This is a genomic window from Candidatus Binataceae bacterium (assembly GCA_035508495.1).
Classification (GTDB): domain Bacteria; phylum Desulfobacterota; class Binatia; order Binatales; family Binataceae; genus JASHPB01.
In genome coordinates this window covers 71,975-88,947 of sequence record DATJMX010000016.1, presented here as the reverse complement: position 1 = coordinate 88,947, position 16,973 = coordinate 71,975, and the positions used below count along the sequence as shown (strand labels likewise).

At 63.4% G+C, this 16,973-nt stretch carries 17 protein-coding genes; 1 reads left to right on the top strand and 16 read right to left on the bottom strand.

Features of this window, described 5'->3' with window-relative positions; translation table 11 throughout:
* Positions 1 to 57: 57 nt before the first annotated feature.
* The 10 genes from VMA09_05705 to VMA09_05660 form a co-directional block, all read right to left on the bottom strand.
* The gene (locus VMA09_05705; protein ID HUA33080.1) at positions 58 to 306 is read right to left on the bottom strand and encodes a helix-turn-helix domain-containing protein; all 249 of its coding nucleotides are present in this window, start codon (positions 304 to 306) and stop codon (positions 58 to 60) included.
* 55 nt (positions 307 to 361) lie between these two features.
* Positions 362 to 1,108: a lipopolysaccharide kinase InaA family protein gene (locus VMA09_05700; GenBank protein ID HUA33079.1), complete on the bottom strand. Its 747-nt coding sequence runs from the start codon at positions 1,106 to 1,108 to the stop codon at positions 362 to 364.
* Entirely contained in the window at positions 1,105 to 2,283 is a 1,179-nt protein-coding gene (locus tag VMA09_05695; GenBank protein HUA33078.1) for a glycosyltransferase family 87 protein, read from the bottom strand. Before VMA09_05695 ends, VMA09_05700 begins: the two co-directional genes overlap by 4 nt.
* Before the next feature lie 38 nt (positions 2,284 to 2,321).
* Positions 2,322 to 2,492, bottom strand: coding sequence for a Trm112 family protein (locus tag VMA09_05690; protein HUA33077.1), 171 nt, complete (start codon positions 2,490 to 2,492; stop codon positions 2,322 to 2,324).
* A 13-nt stretch (positions 2,493 to 2,505) separates the two neighbouring features.
* Positions 2,506 to 3,630 (bottom strand): tetraacyldisaccharide 4'-kinase, encoded by a 1,125-nt coding sequence (gene lpxK, locus VMA09_05685; protein ID HUA33076.1) that lies wholly within the window; start codon positions 3,628 to 3,630, stop codon positions 2,506 to 2,508.
* A gap of 2 nt (positions 3,631 to 3,632) precedes the next feature.
* On the bottom strand, positions 3,633 to 4,886 hold the full coding sequence (locus tag VMA09_05680; GenBank protein HUA33075.1) for a glycosyltransferase N-terminal domain-containing protein: 1,254 nt from the start codon (positions 4,884 to 4,886) through the stop codon (positions 3,633 to 3,635).
* A gap of 35 nt (positions 4,887 to 4,921) precedes the next feature.
* Positions 4,922 to 6,706, bottom strand: coding sequence for an ABC transporter transmembrane domain-containing protein (locus VMA09_05675; protein HUA33074.1), 1,785 nt, complete (start codon positions 6,704 to 6,706; stop codon positions 4,922 to 4,924).
* Positions 6,703 to 7,890 carry a lipid-A-disaccharide synthase gene (lpxB, locus tag VMA09_05670; GenBank protein ID HUA33073.1) on the bottom strand — a complete coding sequence of 396 codons (1,188 nt, stop codon included), beginning with the start codon at positions 7,888 to 7,890 and terminating at the stop codon, positions 6,703 to 6,705. The genes VMA09_05675 and lpxB overlap by 4 nt, the downstream gene beginning before the upstream one ends.
* A gap of 62 nt (positions 7,891 to 7,952) precedes the next feature.
* Complete coding sequence (locus VMA09_05665; protein HUA33072.1) at positions 7,953 to 8,582, bottom strand: SCO family protein; 630 nt, start codon at positions 8,580 to 8,582, stop codon at positions 7,953 to 7,955.
* Positions 8,583 to 8,822: 240 nt separating this feature from the next.
* Positions 8,823 to 9,590 (bottom strand): SDR family NAD(P)-dependent oxidoreductase, encoded by a 768-nt coding sequence (locus VMA09_05660; GenBank protein HUA33071.1) that lies wholly within the window; start codon positions 9,588 to 9,590, stop codon positions 8,823 to 8,825.
* A 123-nt stretch (positions 9,591 to 9,713) separates the two neighbouring features.
* Between VMA09_05660 and VMA09_05655 the strand changes: the two genes are divergently transcribed.
* Complete coding sequence (locus tag VMA09_05655) at positions 9,714 to 10,916, top strand: crosslink repair DNA glycosylase YcaQ family protein (GenBank protein ID HUA33070.1); 1,203 nt, start codon at positions 9,714 to 9,716, stop codon at positions 10,914 to 10,916.
* Here the strand turns inward: VMA09_05655 and ilvD are convergent.
* The 6 genes from ilvD to VMA09_05625 form a co-directional block, all read right to left on the bottom strand.
* Positions 10,913 to 12,796: a dihydroxy-acid dehydratase gene (ilvD, locus tag VMA09_05650; GenBank protein HUA33069.1), complete on the bottom strand. Its 1,884-nt coding sequence runs from the start codon at positions 12,794 to 12,796 to the stop codon at positions 10,913 to 10,915. The genes VMA09_05655 and ilvD overlap by 4 nt on opposite strands.
* A gap of 465 nt (positions 12,797 to 13,261) precedes the next feature.
* A complete protein-coding gene (locus tag VMA09_05645) occupies positions 13,262 to 14,215 on the bottom strand; it encodes a Gfo/Idh/MocA family oxidoreductase (protein HUA33068.1) in 954 nt (317 codons plus the stop codon).
* Positions 14,208 to 15,011, bottom strand: a complete 804-nt coding sequence (gene lpxI / locus VMA09_05640; protein HUA33067.1) for a UDP-2,3-diacylglucosamine diphosphatase LpxI — start codon at positions 15,009 to 15,011, stop codon at positions 14,208 to 14,210. Before lpxI ends, VMA09_05645 begins: the two co-directional genes overlap by 8 nt.
* Complete coding sequence (gene lpxA / locus VMA09_05635) at positions 15,004 to 15,732, bottom strand: acyl-ACP--UDP-N-acetylglucosamine O-acyltransferase (protein HUA33066.1); 729 nt, start codon at positions 15,730 to 15,732, stop codon at positions 15,004 to 15,006. The genes lpxI and lpxA overlap by 8 nt, the downstream gene beginning before the upstream one ends.
* A gap of 70 nt (positions 15,733 to 15,802) precedes the next feature.
* Complete coding sequence (gene fabZ / locus VMA09_05630; protein HUA33065.1) at positions 15,803 to 16,249, bottom strand: 3-hydroxyacyl-ACP dehydratase FabZ; 447 nt, start codon at positions 16,247 to 16,249, stop codon at positions 15,803 to 15,805.
* Positions 16,250 to 16,258: 9 nt separating this feature from the next.
* Positions 16,259 to 16,882 carry an OmpH family outer membrane protein gene (locus VMA09_05625; GenBank protein ID HUA33064.1) on the bottom strand — a complete coding sequence of 208 codons (624 nt, stop codon included), beginning with the start codon at positions 16,880 to 16,882 and terminating at the stop codon, positions 16,259 to 16,261.
* Positions 16,883 to 16,973 lie beyond the last annotated feature (91 nt).

Here is a 16,973-nt window from a genome sequence, read left to right as displayed (position 1 = left end):
GCCTGTCAGCGGCTTGCGGTATTGGATTTTCCGGCGAGAACCCAAAAGGGCGTCGGCCTAGGCGGCCTGCTTCGCGCGTTCGGCGACAAAGCGCTGGAGCTCCTCGGCTTTGAATCGAACGTAATGGCCCAATCTGATCGACGGCAGCGTTCCGAGACGCGCCTGCTCCCTGACCCACGATTCTGGAACATCGAACAGCTTCGCGACTTGAGGAGCGCTCAAAAGCGCGCCGTCGCCATTCTTTCCGGTCGAATTCGCGACTGGATGGGTCAGCATCATTGATAGGAGGTCAACGACATCATCCATGGTCGTTGAGGTCGCTGATCCGTATCGATGGCTCGAGGACGGAAACAATTCAGCATTAATCGGCTTGGAGGATCGCGAGCGATCCTGCGTCGAGGAATTTGCCGGTGGGATCGAGCTTGCGCGCCGAGCGCACCAGGCGCGCGAGATTTGCGCGTCGCAGCGAGGGCTTCAGCGGACCCGGATAGATGCGGGATTTGTCGAAATCGAGAATTTTTATCGCGAAGCTTTCCGCTACCTGCGTTACCATCAGGTTGTGAAGATTCAGATCTGCGTGGAAGAGCCCGCGCTCGTGCATCGTGCGGATGGCGGTGCGCGCTTCCTGGAGGACATGGCGGCGCACGATCGGATCGTCGTCGGTGCGTACGAAATCCCACAGCGTCATGCCCCCGACGTGGCGGGTGAGAAAGTATCCGCGATAGAGCGCGGGTCCCGCCCATTCGACGATCGCGCCCAGCGGATCGGCGACCGCGATACCGCGGCGCTTCGCTTCGCATGCGACGCGCAGCTCCTCGAGCGGCCGCGGCCGCATTCCCAGGTAAAGATCGGCGACCAGTGCGCTGATCAATCCGCCGCGGCGCGCGCGCCGCACGAACATCTCGGGCGCGCCCGCCAGTGTTAGACGAAAGCCGCTTTCGCGATTTCCGACGCCGGTCGCCCGCGACGCTGCGAGCTGATCGATTTCCGCGACGATCCGATCGGCGTGCTCCGCGATCTCGCGATGCAACACGACGTCGCGCTTGCCGGTTTCGAAGCGCTCGAAATCCGCGTCGAGTTGGGCGCGCGTGGAAGATTTCGTTTTCATAGCGAACTCGCAACGAGTTCGTCGTGACGCCAGAGCACGAATAGCGCCGCCATCGCCACCAGCGCCGAGAGCAGATGCGCCGAGAAGAACAGCGCCACGTGATTCAGCCGACTGCCGGGCGCCAGGTTCAACAGCACTGAGATCGCCAACAGGATCGTCATCGCGCGCGGCGGCGCTTCGCGCCTCCCTTCGCGCGCGTCGATGATCGCCGCCGTCATCAGCATGTACGGCACGAGCAGCGACGCGAAGTAACTCTTCCACGAGATCGGCGCGAAGCCGGGAATCACGCAGAACAGCGCGGCGAGCGCGATTCGATCTTTGCCGCCGCTGCGCCAGGCCCATCCGAGCGTCACTACGGCGAGCGCAATCTCGACTCCCATCCCCAGCGCGAGCGGCAGCGGCGAACTCGCGTCCGCCGTGCTGACCGGTTCCATCAGGCGCGCGATCGCAGACACCGCCGATTGATTCGTGAGCATCGTGCGATACCGTCCCGTCATCGACGACACCGCCTGCACGTATGCAAGTGTCTGCTCGTGCCATCCGTGCGCGCCGAAGACGACGATTGGCGCGAGCAGCAGCGCGATTCCCCATACTGCCGCGCACGCGAGTGTGCCGAACCTGCCGCGCACGAAAAGATACGCCGCGGCCAGCACTGCGAACGGCTTGATCAAAATCGCCGCCGCGAGCATCAGCCCGGCTCGCCACCTATGCGATTCTTCAGCGCCGACGATTGCCCACACCAGCAGCGGCAGCGTCAGCAGGTTGATTTGTCCGTGCTCGATATTGTTGCCGATAAACCTGAAGCAGAGCAGGACCGGAATCACGATCAGCGCCGCGCTGAGTTGGCGATCTCTGCCGAACAGCATCACGCCCGCGCCAATAATCAATTCGATGAAAGCGAATGCGTTGAGCAAAAAAAATGCGAGCTGCGCGGCCTTGAGCGGCAGCGCCGCGAGCGGTGCGAATCCGATCGCGAAAATCGGCGCGTAGAGAAAGCGATCGGAATCGGTCGGCGGATAGATCGCCAGTCCGCTCAAAACGCGGCCGCCGGCGCGATAGTAAGTATTGAAATCGGCCTGCGTGCGAAGGACTGCGATGATAGCGAGTACTGCGAGATAAACCGCGATCGCGAGCCAGCTCAGGCGTCGCGCGCGATCGGAATCGAACTGAGTCATCGACGCACCGCGCATCGCGCCAGGCGCTGCACTGATTGTCACGTAAGCGGCTTCGCTTCCTCGATCAGCATGATCGGAATGTCGTCCTTGATTTCGTAGACGAGCTTGCACGCATTGCAGACGAGTCCGTCCTGCTTCGCGGTCAGTTGCAGATCGCCCTTACACTTTGGGCAGGCGAGAATATCGAGCAGTTCCTGGCTCAGCGCCATCGTTAGTACCTCCTCAAGTGTGGACCGAATCGCCGGCCGCGCTCCTGATGCGCTCGACGACCAGTTCATCGAGTGCGCGCGCGTCCTCATCGTTCATCGCGACCTCGAGCCGCAGCGCGTACAGCGAATCGCGTGCGAAGGGAAACCTCTCCAGCTTCACCAGGTCCTTTTCGGTCGTGACGACGAGGTCGGCGTTGCGTGCCGCCGTTACAATAGCCTGCCAATCGGCGGCGGAGTAGGCGTGATGGTCCGGGTACTCGAGCACCCCGACGAGGTCCGCGTCGAGCTCACGGAGCATCGCGTAAAAGCCCGCGGGATTCGCAAGCCCGCTGACCGCGAGCACGCGCCGGCTCGCCAGCGGCATCGGCATCTCGCGCCACTCGCCTTTCTCGCTGATCACCAGCGCACGTGGCCTCACCGAGGCGTGCAGCACCTTGGTCGCAGATTCGAGCCGCAGAGTTTGCGATCTCGTCAGCGCAGTCGGCAATCCCGCGCCGGCGCTCACGATCACGACTGCGTTGGCACGGCGCGCCGCGCGGATCGGCTCGCGCATCGGACCCGCCGGCAGCATCCAGCCATTACCGAATCCGCCCTCGGCGCTGACCAGCACGAGGTCGACGTCGCGGGCGAGGCGCACGTGCTGAAAGCCGTCGTCGAGTAGCACCACATCGGGGGCACCCAGCTTCTTGAGTAACTCGATTCCGTGAATTCGCCGCCGCGCGATGACGATCGGCCCCTTGAAGTAGCGCGCCATCATCGCGGGCTCGTCACCCGCATCCTCGGGCGGAAGCTTGAGCTCGCCGCCCAGAGCTACGAGCGTGGCCTTCGATTTTTTTTTCCCGCTCGCGTAGCCGCGGCTCACAATTGCGACGCGATATCCAAGTCGTTCCAATCGCACGGCCAGATAAAGCGTGAAGGGCGTTTTGGAATTGCCACCCACGGTCAGGTTGCCGATGCTTACGATCGGAATCCCGGCCTGGCGTTGAAAGAGCCGCCAGAAGCCGTGGCGAACTGCGACGCCGATACGAAAAAATCCCGCGGCAGGAATCAGCGCGACCTTGAGCGGATAGTCGCGGGTCGGTATTTGAGGCTGCCAGAGCCGCTCGATTTGGAAACGATCGGGGGACGGCTCTGACATCTTCAGGCGAGCCTAATCAGCGGCTTGAGATGCAGCAAGGTGCGGCGCGCGGCGCCGTTGGCCTCCGCGAGCGCCGTGCGTGCGCGTTCGCCAGCATCGCGGCGTGCGTTTTCGTCGGCAATCCAGGCGGCGCAGGCATCGGCGATCTCGCGCGCATCGTTGACGATTCGCGCGCCGCCTGCCGCGACCAGCGAAGCTACGATCTCGCGCTGGTTCTCGTGATACGGGCCGATCAGGATCGGCACCGACGCCAACGCCGGCTCGATTGGAGACTGCCCGCCGCGGCCGGCGAACAGGCTGCCGCCGACGAATGCGATCGCGGCGCGCCGATACAGCGCGCGCAGCTCGCCCATCGTGTCGAGCAGCATCACGCTGGCGACTCTCGCTTGACCATCAGTGAGCATACGCGCCGATACGCATTCCAGGCCCGCCGCTCCCAGCGCCTCCGCTGCCTCGCTCGCGCGCTCGAGATGACGCGGGGCGACGATCAACGCCAACTCGGGAAAACGTGTGCGCAGTTCGGCGAAGGCGGCCGCGACGGCGGCTTCTTCGCCGGGGCCGGTCGAACCGGCGATCAGGATCGGACGCCCGGCGGCGAAATCGCCCAGCACCGGACGCAACTTCAAGAGGCCTGAGTCGACGTCGAACTTGGTATTTCCGGTGATAACGATGCGCTCGCGCGCGACGCCCTGGAGCGCAAAACGACGCGCGTCATCCTCAGTCTGAACCATCACGATGTCGGCGCATTTGAGCGCCACGCCGAACAGCGATCGCATCCTGGCATAGCGATCGGCGGAGCGCCGCGACATCCGGCCGTTGAAGATTGCGATCTTCGCGCCCGCGCGTTTTGATTCGATGAAGAAGTTCGGCCACACTTCTGTTTCGGCGATCATTACTAACTGAGGCCGCACGCGGGCGAGAAAATTGCGCACCGTGCGGGGATGATCGAAGGGCGCAAGCGCGCAGATTGCCGCCTCGGGGATGCGCGCCCGCGCGGCGTCGCGGCCCGTCGTCGTCATCGTCGTGACCACGATGCTCGCGGCCGGGATGTTATGCTTCAAGCCAATTGCGAGCGGACGAACAGCTTCGACCTCGCCGACTGACGCGGCATGAATCCAGATGCGCGGCCCATCTTCGACCCCCACCTGGACCTGGCCGCGGCGCTCGCGTCGATCTTCCGGATCGGGCGCACTTGCCAGGCGCATCGCGAGCGGCATCGCGGGGTACCACAGCGCATTGTAGAGATTGCGCAGCACGCGTTATGCGGGGCGCGCGCGGCGCGAGATTCGGTTCAATTGACGACGGTGCCGTTGCCCACTATCTCGTCGGCGGGGCGGAACTGGAGGTCGTGGAGCTTGCGGTATTCGCGGCCGCGCGCCAGCAACTCGTCGTGCGTGCCCTGCTCGACAATCCTCCCGTGCACGACCACGGCGATATTGTCGGCATGACGGATAGTCGAGAGCCGATGCGCGATCACGAGCGTGGTGCGATTGCGCATCAGATGGTCGAGCGCTTCCTGCACCGCGCGCTCGGCCTCGGAGTCGAGGGAAGATGTCGCCTCGTCGAGGATCAGGATCGGTGCGTCCTTGAGCAGCGCGCGCGCGATTGCAATCCGCTGACGCTCGCCGCCTGAGAGCCGCACCCCCATCTCGCCGACCTCGGTGTCGTAGCCATTGGGCAACCTGGCGATGAAGTCGTGCGCGTTGGCGAGCTTGGCCGCGGCGATGATGCGCTCGAGGTCGCGATCCTCGGCGCCGTACGCGATATTGGCGCGAATCGTGTCGTTGAACAGGAACGTGCTCTGCGTCACCAGGCCGATCTCGCCGCGCAACGAGCCGAGACGAATGCGCCGCACGTCGATTCCGTCAACGGTGACCTGGCCTTCCTGCACATCGTAAAAGCGCGGGATAAGATCGGCGAGGGTCGACTTGCCGCCGCCGCTCATCCCAACCAGCGCGACGACTTTGCCAGCCGGAACCTCGAGGCTCAGGTTGCGCAGCACCCAATCCTCGCCATAGCGGAACGAGATGTTCTCGAAGGCGACAGAATGGGGCCCCGGGACGAGCGCCGCACCGTCCGGGTCGTCGATGACTTCCGGTGGAGCATCCATGAATTCGAAGACTCGCTCGGCGGCGGCCATGCCCTGCTGAATACTGGTGTTGGTTTTGCTGAGCTTCTTAAACGGCGGGTAGACCAGCAGCATCGTTGTGAAGAAACCGGCGAATTGTCCAATCGTGCGTGTCCCCGACACCAAGGTGCCAACCGCCCACATCACCACGCCAACGACGGCGAAGGCGCCCAGCGCCTCGACCAGCGGACCGGTGAGCGCTTTGATCCTGGCGACCCGCATGTAGATGCGGAAGAGGCGGCGCAGCTCCTTGTTGAAGCGTGTGCGCTCGTATTCTTCCATGCCGAACGCCTTGACGACGCGATTCCCCTGGAAAGTCTCATGCAGGAGCGCCTGCAAACCGCCGAGCTGCTTTTGCGCGCTCTTGGTTTCTTTGCGCACGCGCTTGGACAGGCTGATGATCGGCAGCACGATGATCGGAAATCCAATGAACGCGATCACGGCCAGCCGCCAGTCGAGCACGAACCCGGTGACGAGCAGTGCGACGAATTGCATGCCGTCGCCGAAGATCGAAAACGCGCCGTCGGTCAGGCTGCCGACGAGGATCGTCACGTCGTTGATGACGCGCGAAACCATCTGCCCGGTCGGGTTGCGATTGAAAAAGCTCAGCGACTGGCGCTGCAGGCTTTCGTTGAGATCGCCGCGGATATCGACGGTAATCTTCTGCGCGATATAGGCACTCAGGTAATCGTCGCTGAAGTTGCCAATTGCGCGCAGGAGGAACAGGCCGGCGATCTCGAGCGCCAGCACGCGAATCAGCTCGGCGCTGCGCGCATCCATGTGCTGGAGATTCGTCAGCAGATCGATGAAGCGCTTGCCGATGAACGGAATTCCGGCGTTGGCGGCCGACAGCACCGCCATCGCGAGCAGCAGCAGAATCGCGTAGGGAAAGATGTAGCGCCGCAGGTATCCGAGGAGGCGGCTCTGGAGCGGCGACAGAAGTTTCATGCGGTCATCTCGAGCGCCATCGCAGCGACCCTCGCCGCCGCGCCCGGCGCTCCGAGCTTGGCACGCAGGGCGTTCAGCTCGGCGACGGTCTGGGCGCGAATCGATGGCGTGAGCATCGGCTCGGCGGCACGCACAAGGTTGCGCGCAGTCACTTCGCGTTGCAGAAGTTCCGGAACGATTTTTTTGCCGGCCAGGATGTTGGGCAAACCGAAATACTCCACTCCCCGCACGAGTATCCGGCCCAGAGTATAGCTAAGGGCCGTCAGTTTATAGGCGATCACTTCGGGACATCCGAGGAGCGCGGTTTCGAGCGTCGCCGTGCCCGAGGTGACGAGCGCGACTTCGCTCGCCGCGACGATACTGTAGGTATCGTTTTCCACCACGTGGATTCCGGTGAGATCGGTATTGCCGATGTGCGCGACTTCATCGGCGGTGAGCGTCGGCGCCAGCGCGAGGACCGGGGTCAGCCCGTGATCGCGCGCGAGAGTACGCGCCGCCTCGGCCATCGGCGCGAGCATATACTTCACTTCCGCGCGGCGGCTGCCGGGCAGCAGCGCAATCAGGCGCGCACTCGACGGCAGGCCGTGGCGTTTCAGCGTTTCGATGCGATTTTGCGCGGGGCGCGCGCGATCGAGTAGCGGATGGCCGACGAATTCGACGCGCTCGCCGGCGGCGCGATAAAGATCGGCCTCGAAGGGCAGCACCACGGCGAGTTTATCGACGCGATCGACGAGCTTGCGGATTCGCCCGCGCCGCCATGCCCAGACCTGGGGCGTGATGTAGTAAAGCACCCGCACGCCGGCGCGCTTGGCGACGCCGGCGAGAATCAAATTGAACTCCGCGTAGTCGATAAGGATCAGCAGGTCGGGATTTTCGCGGCGCAGGATCTTTCGCAGGTCGAGGAAGGCGCGCGACGTGCGTCCGATCGTCGAAAGCAACTCCGAGAGCCCGAGGCCATGGATATCTTCCATCTTGACCAGCGCGTGCACGCCCGACGCGCGCATGCTCTGCCCCGCGATACCATCGAGCTCGCATTTGGGATCGCGGTCGAGGATTTCACGCGCCAGATCGCCGCCGTGAAGATCGCCCGAAGCTTCGCCCGCCACGATTATGATTCGGCGCGGCCGGTATCGCGCGGGCTGTTCGATAACCTCGCGCGCCGCTGATGGGGCTTCGATAGGCATCAGTCGAATTGTTTACGAATTCCTATGATTCCGCCACAGGGGCGACGGGAGCCGCTGCGGCCCTAGTTGCCGCTCTGCCCGCCGCCGAGCGAGTGATCGACGTCGCCCACCACGGTGTCGATCGGCACGTCGAGGGCGTTGTACTCGCGCGCGATGTGGCCGTCAGGGGCGAGCAGAAACGCTGACACATTGTGCGTCACGGAGCCGTCGCTCTCGCGCTGGCGAATCAGCTTGAAGAGCGCGAGCTCCTGGTCGATTTGCGCCGGCGGTCCCGTGAGGAAGTACCATCCGTTGGGACTTACGCCCTGCGCTTCGGCATAGGCGCGGAGTTTTTCGGGCGTGTCGTGCTCGGGGTCGATTGTAAACGAGACGATGGTGACTTTCTGTCCCAGCTCGTTGCCGAGCTTGCGCGCCACCTCGTTCATCCGCGCGGTAAGGCGGGGGCAGACCGACGCGCAGGTGGTGTAGATGAAATCGACGAGGACGGGTTTGCCCTTGAGCGACGACAAAGCGACTGCCTTGCCGTTTTGATCGGTGAACGTGACGTTCGGCAGACAGTCGTTGTTGTTGATCGAGGAATAGGAACCGGAGTTGTCGTCGCGGTGGCATCCGGCGAGGGCAATCGCGCCGACAATCAGTGCAAGTGAAAATGCGCCGGCCAGGCGCGACGTAAGTGATCGGGATTTGTACATCTCAGCCCATGATGCTGGCTCGCATCGCTGGCCGGGTCAACCGTTTGAGCAAGGTTGGGGCATTGGGGACGATAGTGGAAGCGGGCGGGTGAGCGCCGCGCACCAGAAAAATGGGAAAGCGCTTCGCGCGCTTACCGGTGCCGGCCCCCTTGGGGCTTCCGAGATCCTTCGACTCCGGCAGCCTCCGCTCAGGATGACAAACTGGATGGCGGCCAACGATCTGACGTCAAGACCTGACGGTCACGTTGCGGAGACGCCGCCGTCTACCATGTAGATGCCGCCGGTGCAGAAGCTGCTTTGGTCTGAGGCGAGGAACAGCATCACCTTGGCGACTTCTTCGGGTTGGCCGTAGCGGCCGAGCGGCACGCCGCTCTGGAATTGTTCCTTGGCCTGGCCGGCGTGACCGGGAGCAAGCTGTTCCTCGATCGAGCGCATCATCCGCGTGTCGATGGGCGACGGATTCACGGTGTTGACGCGAATCTTCATCGGGGCGCATTCGAGCGCCGCCGTGCGCATCATGCCGACCACGGCGTGTTTGCTCGTGACGTAGGCGGACGCACCCTGATAGCCGTGGATGCCCGCGGTCGATGAGGTGATGACGATACTGCCGCCACCGCCCTTGGCCATCACGGGGATGACGTGTTTCAGGCCGAGCCATACGCCGCGGACGTTCACGGCGATCACACGATCGAACATGTCGATGGGATATTCCGGAATCGGCACGAAGCGGCCCTCGATTCCGGCGTTGGCGAGGTATGCATCGATGCGCCCGTAGCGCTCGACGGCGGTCTCGACGTAGCGCTTGGTATCGTCGTCGGTGGTAACGTCGGCGCAGAGCCAGCTCGCCCGATCTTTGCCGATTTCATTGGCGGCAATTTTGAGCGCGGTTTCGTCGATATCGACCAGCAGCACCTTGGCGCCTTCGTCGGCGAAGAGCTTTCCCGCGGCGCGGCCGATTCCGCCTGAGCCACCGGTGATTACTGCCACGCGTCCATCGAGCTTGCCCATTTACATGTCCTCCGAGCGATCAACGTAGTCGCACGAGACACGCCAGCCGTGCAATGGAAACCGGCCGATTGTAGATCGCGCGCAAAGCGACTACTCACGCATTCGAATCATGATCGAATCACGATGAAGCGCGCGCGAACGAAAATTTCCGCAGATGAGGCGCGGCGGATTGCGCTGGCGGCGCAGGGCTTCGCGAATAAGCGGCCAACCACGCGCCCCGACACGCGCCACCTGCGGCGCGTGCTCGCGCAGGTCGGGCTCTTCCAGATCGATTCGGTGAACGTGCTCGTCAGATCGCACTATCTGCCGATGTTCTCGCGGCTTGGCCCGTACGCTTCGACGATTCTCGACGATGCGTGGTTCGGCAAGTCGCGCAGCCTGTTCGAATACTGGGGACACATGGCATCGATCCTGCCGACCGAGTTTCATCCGCTGTTCAGATGGCGGATGGCCGAGGCCGAGCGCAGGGAATGGGGCTGGCGCATGCTGACGGGGCTGCACGAGCGGCGGCCGGGGCTCGCCGAGGCGGTGCTGCGCGAGGTTGAGGCACGAGGCCCGCTGGGCGCGGGCGAGCTCAAAAACGGCGGCAAAGCCGCGGGAGGATGGTGGGGATGGAGCGACGGCAAGACCGCGCTCGAATGGCTGTTCGCGGCGGGCAAGGTCTGCGCCGCGGCGCGGCGCGGCTTCGAGCGGCTCTACGATTTGCCGGAGCGCGTGCTGCCGCGCGAGGTGCTCGCTCTGCCGACGCCCTCAGCGGAAGACGCGCAGCGCGAACTGGTTCGAATCGCGTCGCGTGCGCTCGGCGTCGCGACAGAAAAAGATCTCTGCGACTACTTTCGGATTCGTGCGAAGCCCGGGAAGTTGCGAATCGCGGAGCTGATCGAGAGTGGTGATCTGATCCCGATCGAAGTCGAAGGATGGCGGCAACGAGCGTTCCTTGCGCGCGATGCGTCGATGCCGCGCCGCGTCGATGCGCGTGCGCTGCTCTCGCCGTTCGATTCGCTGGTCTGGGAGCGCGCTCGCACGGAGCGGCTCTTTGATTTCCACTATCGAATTTCGCTCTACACGCCGCAGGCCCAGCGCAAGCACGGATATTACGTGCTGCCGTTTCTGCTTGGCGATCGCTTGGTGGGAAGGGTCGATCTGAAATCGGATCGCGCAAATGGAGCGTTGCTGGTTCTCGCCGCGCACGCGGAATCGTCAGCGAATCTGAAAGAGGTGGCGAACGCTCTCGATGAAGAACTGCGCGCGATGGCGACGTGGCTCGGTCTCGAGCGCATCGCCATCGCACGCAGAGGCAATCTTGCCGCGAAGCTCAGGCGTTAGCCGCCGGCGGCGGCGAGATCAGATGGTTTACGCTTGGCTGCCGCGTTGATGTCGCGGACAGCGCCGGTCGAGGCGCTGGTGACGAAGAGCGCGTAGGCTTCCAGAGCCTGCGAGACGTGACGATCGCGCTTGGCGGGCTTCCATGCCTTGGCGCCGCGCTTTTCCATCGCCCGGCGACGCCGTGCCAGTTCCTCGGCAGTCACGTCGAGGCGCATCGAGCGGTTGGGAATATCGATCTCGATGCGATCGCCTTCTTCAATCAGCGCAATTGCGCCGCCGTCGGCCGCCTCCGGCGAGACGTGACCCATGCAGAGCCCCGAGGTGCCGCCCGAAAAGCGGCCGTCGGTGATCAGCGCGCATTCTTTGCCGAGGCCCTTCGATTTCAAGTAGCTCGTCGGATACAGCATCTCCTGCATGCCGGGGCCGCCGCGCGGACCTTCGTAACGAATCACGACGACATCGCCTTTCTTGATCTTGTTGGCGAGGATTCCTTCGACGGCGTCGTCCTGGCTTTCGAAGATTCGCGCCGGACCGGAGAAGGTCAGCAGGCTCGCATCAACGCCGGCCGTCTTAACGATGCATCCTTCCTCGGCAATATTGCCGTAGAGCACCGCGAGGCCACCGTCCTTGCTGTAAGCGTGAGCGAGGTCGCGGATGCATCCTTTCTCGCGATTCACGTCGAGCGTTGGGTAGCGTTTGTCCTGGCTGAATGCGATCTGGGTCGGAACGTTGCCGGGCGCGGCTCGATAGAAGTCGTGAACGGCAGTGTCGGCGGTGCGACGTACGTCCCATTTGTCGAGCGCGTCGGCGAGGGTGGGCGAATGCACGGTCGGCACGTCGCGATGCAGCAGGCCTGCGCGATCGAGCTCGCCGAGGATTCCGACAACACCGCCCGCACGATGCACGTCCTCCATGTGAAAGAGCGGCGTGCTCGGTGCGACCTTGCAGAGGTTGGGCACGCGGCGCGAGAGGCGATCGATATCGGCCATCGTGAACGGCACCTGCGCCTCGTGAGCCGCGGCGAGCAGATGCAGCACGGTGTTGGTGGAGCCGCCCATGGCGATGTCGAGCGTCATCGCATTTTCGAAGGCGTTGAAGCTCGCGATCGTGCGCGGCAGCGCGGTCGCGTCGTTCTTTTCGTAGTAGCGCTTTGCGAGATCGACAATTCGATGACCGGCTTCGACGAAGAGCTTCTTGCGATCGGCATGGGTCGCGAGCGTGGAGCCATTGCCGGGCAGCGACAGGCCGAGCGCCTCGGTCAGACAGTTCATCGAGTTGGCAGTGAACATCCCGGAGCACGAGCCGCAGGTCGGGCACGCGGAGCGCTCGTATTGCAGCGCATCTTCGTCGGAGACGTCGGGATTGGCCGCCTGGACCATCGCATCGATCAGGTCGAGCGACTGCTGCTTACCGCCGATGATCGCTTTGCCGGCTTCCATCGGGCCGCCCGAGACGAACACCGCGGGGACATTGAGGCGCAGCGCCGCCATCAGCATGCCGGGCGTGATCTTGTCGCAGTTTGAGATGCATACGAGGGCATCGGCGCAGTGCGCGTTGACCATGTACTCGACGGAGTCGGCAATGATTTCGCGCGAGGGCAAGCTATAGAGCATCCCGGAGTGGCCCATCGCGATCCCGTCGTCAACGGCGATGGTGTTGAACTCCTTGGCGACGCCGCCGGCGGCTTCGATCTCGCGCGCGACGAGTTGGCCAAGATCCTTCAAATGGACGTGGCCGGGCACGAACTGGGTGAACGAGTTGGCGACGGCGATGATCGGTTTGCCGAAGTCCTCGTCCTTCATACCGGTGGCGCGCCATAGTCCGCGCGCGCCCGCCATGTTGCGGCCGTGAGTCGTGGTGCGTGAACGATATTGCGGCATGCGACTTCCCTGCGATTAGCTTGATATACGCGCGGCGAAAACATTCCGATATTGGCTGCTTTCGCCCCCGCCGTCCACAGGGGGAGTCTGGCATTCCAAGGGGGTTCGTCCGCTCGCGCTCTGAAATTCCTCAATCCAGCATCGCTAACGTTGAGCTGATTCCGCAAGCGATTTTAGACGCTCCCATCTCATTCTTCGCCAAACGATGGAACATCAAATTCGTTCAGGAGTTGATCAGCTGGATACCCTCGAAGGAGCGGTATTGCGCCTCGATGGAATGCCTTTCTAGCTCCGTCGCTATCGTGGCTATCCGGAGGGCACGACGACGCTTTACGTTCCGCGAGAAGTCTCCGAGATTTCGAAGATAACTGCCGCGGTCGCCGCGATTGTAAGTGCCCTCGAACTCGCTTCCTCGGTCATTCGCCGGCAGTGAGCGGACGATCCCAGCCTTTAGTTCTGCGCCGCTCAGCTAGAGGTGGCGGCTTCGGTTTCCATTACTTGTTTGATGCGCTCGGTCAGTTCCATTACGCGCAGGCCGTCGTCGGCGCTTACTGCGGGCTGGGCGCGGGTTTTCACGGCTTCGACGAATGAGCGCACTTCGTCGGCCAGCGGGTCGGCTTCGCCGAGGTCGATCTGCTCGGCCGAGATCATCGGGAACTGCGAGCCTGGAGGGGCCGGGCTCTTGCGATAGATCTGGATACGCCGCGCTTCGTAGTCGACCGAAATATATGCGTCGGGCTGGAAGAAGCGGATCTTGCGCTCGCGGCGTGCGGCGACGCGGCTTGTGACGAGATTGGCGATAAGGCCGCTCCGGAAGCGGATGCGCGCGTTTGCGAGGTCGATTCGATCGGTGAGAATCGCGACGCCGACGGCCTCGAGCGACGCGACTTCCGATGGCGCGACGGAGAGAATCACGTCGAGATCGTGGACCATCAGGTCGAGGATCACGTCGACGTCGGTGCCGCGCTCGGTGAACGACGCGAGGCGGTGGCATTCGACGAAGCGCGGATTCTTGACGATCGAATGAAGGTGGACGACGGCCGGATTGAAGCGCTCGAGGTGGCCGATTTGCAGGACGCGGCCGCTGCGCGAGGCGAGCGCGGCCAGCTCGCGCGCCTGGGCCAGCGTCGCCGCCATCGGCTTTTCGAGCAGCACGTCGATTCCCGAGGCGAGCAGGGCGCTGGCGATCTCGTGATGAGTTATGCCCGGCGAGGCGACGGTTGCGAGATCAACTTTTCCCGCCAGCGCGCGGTAGTCGGCGATCGCCGTGGCGCCGAGCTCAGCGGCGAGCTGGGCCGCGCGATCGCGATCCAGATCGACGATGTAATCGACCGAAACGGCGTCGAGCGCGGCGTATTTGCGCGCGTGCAGCGAGCCCAGGCGGCCCGCACCGACGACGGCAGCGCGAAGCTTAGGCATGGCCGATCAGCGCGACTCCGCTTTGGGCGGCGATCTCCAGGGTTCGCTCGCGTTCAAGGATCAATGTGGTGTGGGCTTCGATACCGAGCACGGCGGCGCCGATTTCGCGCAGCAGTTCGATCGTGCCGGGACCGATCGCAGGGCGATCGAAGCGCATGTCCTGCCCGGGCTTCGCGGCCTTGGCGATGACGAGGTCCTTGCCCACGAGCGAGGCGGCGCGGCGCAGCGCGGCGTCGGTTCCTTCGACGGCTTCGACGGCCGCGACGACACCATGCTTCACCGCGACAGTCTGGCCCACGTCATACGCACCCATTTGGCGCGCAACCGCGAAGGCAAGTTCCAGGTCGCTTGATTGCTGATCCGATAGGGCACTGCCGGCAAGGAGGCCTTCGCCCGCGAGCATCTCGGGCAGCATCGGGACCGGATCGATCATCGCGATACCTTCACTCTCGACTTCGCCGGCGACGCCACGCAGCACTGCGTCGTCGCTGAAGCGCTTGAGCCCGGCGAGCATCTTGAGCGCGCGCGCATCGGGCGCGAACGAATCCTGAAGCCGCGCGCGGGAGATGCCGCCGGCCATCGCGGCTTCGGTCACGCCGGCATTGCGGAAGGTGTCGATGATCTTCTGCAACTCGCCGACCTTGATCCACACCACCCGATCGACGATCTGGCCGAGCTCGGGGCGGGTTTCCTTCTCATGCGCGACGGCGATCAACTCGATGTTACGCTTGCGCGCGAAAGCTGCGAGCTCAAGCGGGAAGACGCCATTGCCGGCGATCAGGCCAAGCTTATTCACGCTCGCGGCCAACGACTCCGCGTTTGGATTCTTTGATGAAGTTGATGAGACGTTTGATTTCGGGGCGCGCGCCATGCTCGGCGAGCACCTGTTCGATCGCCTCTTCGCGGCGCAACTTCGAATAGAAGAGGGTGCGAATCGCGGACTTGAGCGCGGCGATCGTGTCGGGTTTAAATTCGCGGCGCGCGAGTCCGATCTCGTTGATACCTACCAGTCGCGCCCGCTCCGCTCCGGCGACCATCGTAAATGGCGGCACGTCCTGGGCGAGCTTGCTGCCGGCAGCGACGATCGCGTGAGCGCCGATTCGGCAGAACTGGTGAACGCCGGACATCCCTTCTACAATCGCCCACTCTTCGAGTACGCAATGGCCGGCTATCCCGGTCGAGTTCGCAACGACGACGTAATCGCCGATCTGGCAATCGTGAGCGATGTGCACGTAGTTCATCAGCATCACGTGATTGCCGATGCGCGTGACCATCCCGCCGCCCTCGGTGCCGCGATGCAGGGTCGTGAACTCGAAGATCTGGTTGTCGTCGCCGATCTCGAGGGTCGATTCTTCGCCGCGATATTTCAGATCCTGCGGCGGCGTGCCGAGCGAGGCGAACTGGTAGATGCGATTGCGGCGCCCGATGATGGTGTTGCTTTCGATAACGGCATAGGGCCCGACGATGGTCTCAGCGCCGATTTTGACGCCCGGTCCGATAACCGCGCCCGGTCCGATCTCGGCCGCAGAGTCGATTTCGGCGCGGCTGTCGATGACCGCCGTGGGATGGATATGACCGGCTATCGTCCTACCCCTTCACTTCCATCGCCGAGAGTTCGACCTCGGCGGCCAGTTCATCGCCGACGCGAGCGGCGGCCTGCATCCGCCATAGCGGGCGCCGGTACTTCATGATCTTCACTTCCATCTTCAGTTGATCGCCCGGGATCACGCGGCGGCGGAAGCGCACGTTGTCGAGCCCGGTGAGCATGAAGAAGCTGTGCGAGTCGATCGGCACTTCGTTGAGTGCGAGCAGTGCGCCCGATTGCGCCAGCGCCTCGACGATGAGTACGCCCGGCATCACGGGATTGCCGGGGAAGTGGCCATTGAAGAAGGGCTCGTTGAAGGTGACGTTTTTGAGCGTGAGGATGCGGCCCTTGTCGATCTCGAGGATGCGATCGACGAGCAGAAACGGATAGCGATGCGGCAGCAGGCCGAGGATCTTGCCGAGCTCGCTCAATCTTTCGTCAGCGCCCACGGCAGTTTGCTATTTCGAGATTGTCGACTTCTTCGCGATGCTGCCGCCGAAGTCGCTGGGCTGCGACGCGCCCGCGTAGCTCTGGCTCGCTGCACCGCCACCCTCGCCCAGCGTGCCGATCTGAACGTGGGTCGCATTGTAACTGCGAATCACTTCGTCGGTAATGTCGATACCCGGCGCGCCCCACAGGATCGAGCCCTTTTCCAGGACCATCGTGAAGCCGTCGCGCTCGCCGATACCGCGGATGACTTGGGCGAGGTCGTGGACGATCCTGCTGGTGACGTCGGCGTCCTTCTGCTGCAGCTCATCGCGCGAATCCTTGTAGTCGCGCTCGAAGTTCTTGAGCTTGGTCATGTACTGGTCCTGAAGATTCTGGCGCTGGTCGGGATTCATCAGCATCCCTTTCTTTTCGATCTCGTCCTTGAGCGCCTGAACGTCGTTTTGCTGGCGCTGGAGGCGAGCTTCAAGGCCAGATACCTTACCTTGGAAATCCGCCTTGGCCCGCTTGCCCGCATCGCACTCGTTGAGCGCGCGCTGCACGTCCACGTATGCCAGTTTCACATCGGCGCGAGCTGGAATCGCGGATGCGAGCGCGATCAACAGCGCACCGATGATTATGAACGGTTGCCTCATAACTGCCTGGAAAGCCTCCTCGTTTGAGCGGCGCGACGCGGGTGCCATGCTGTGCGGCGCGTACCGATGCCGCAAGAATATACACGATTTT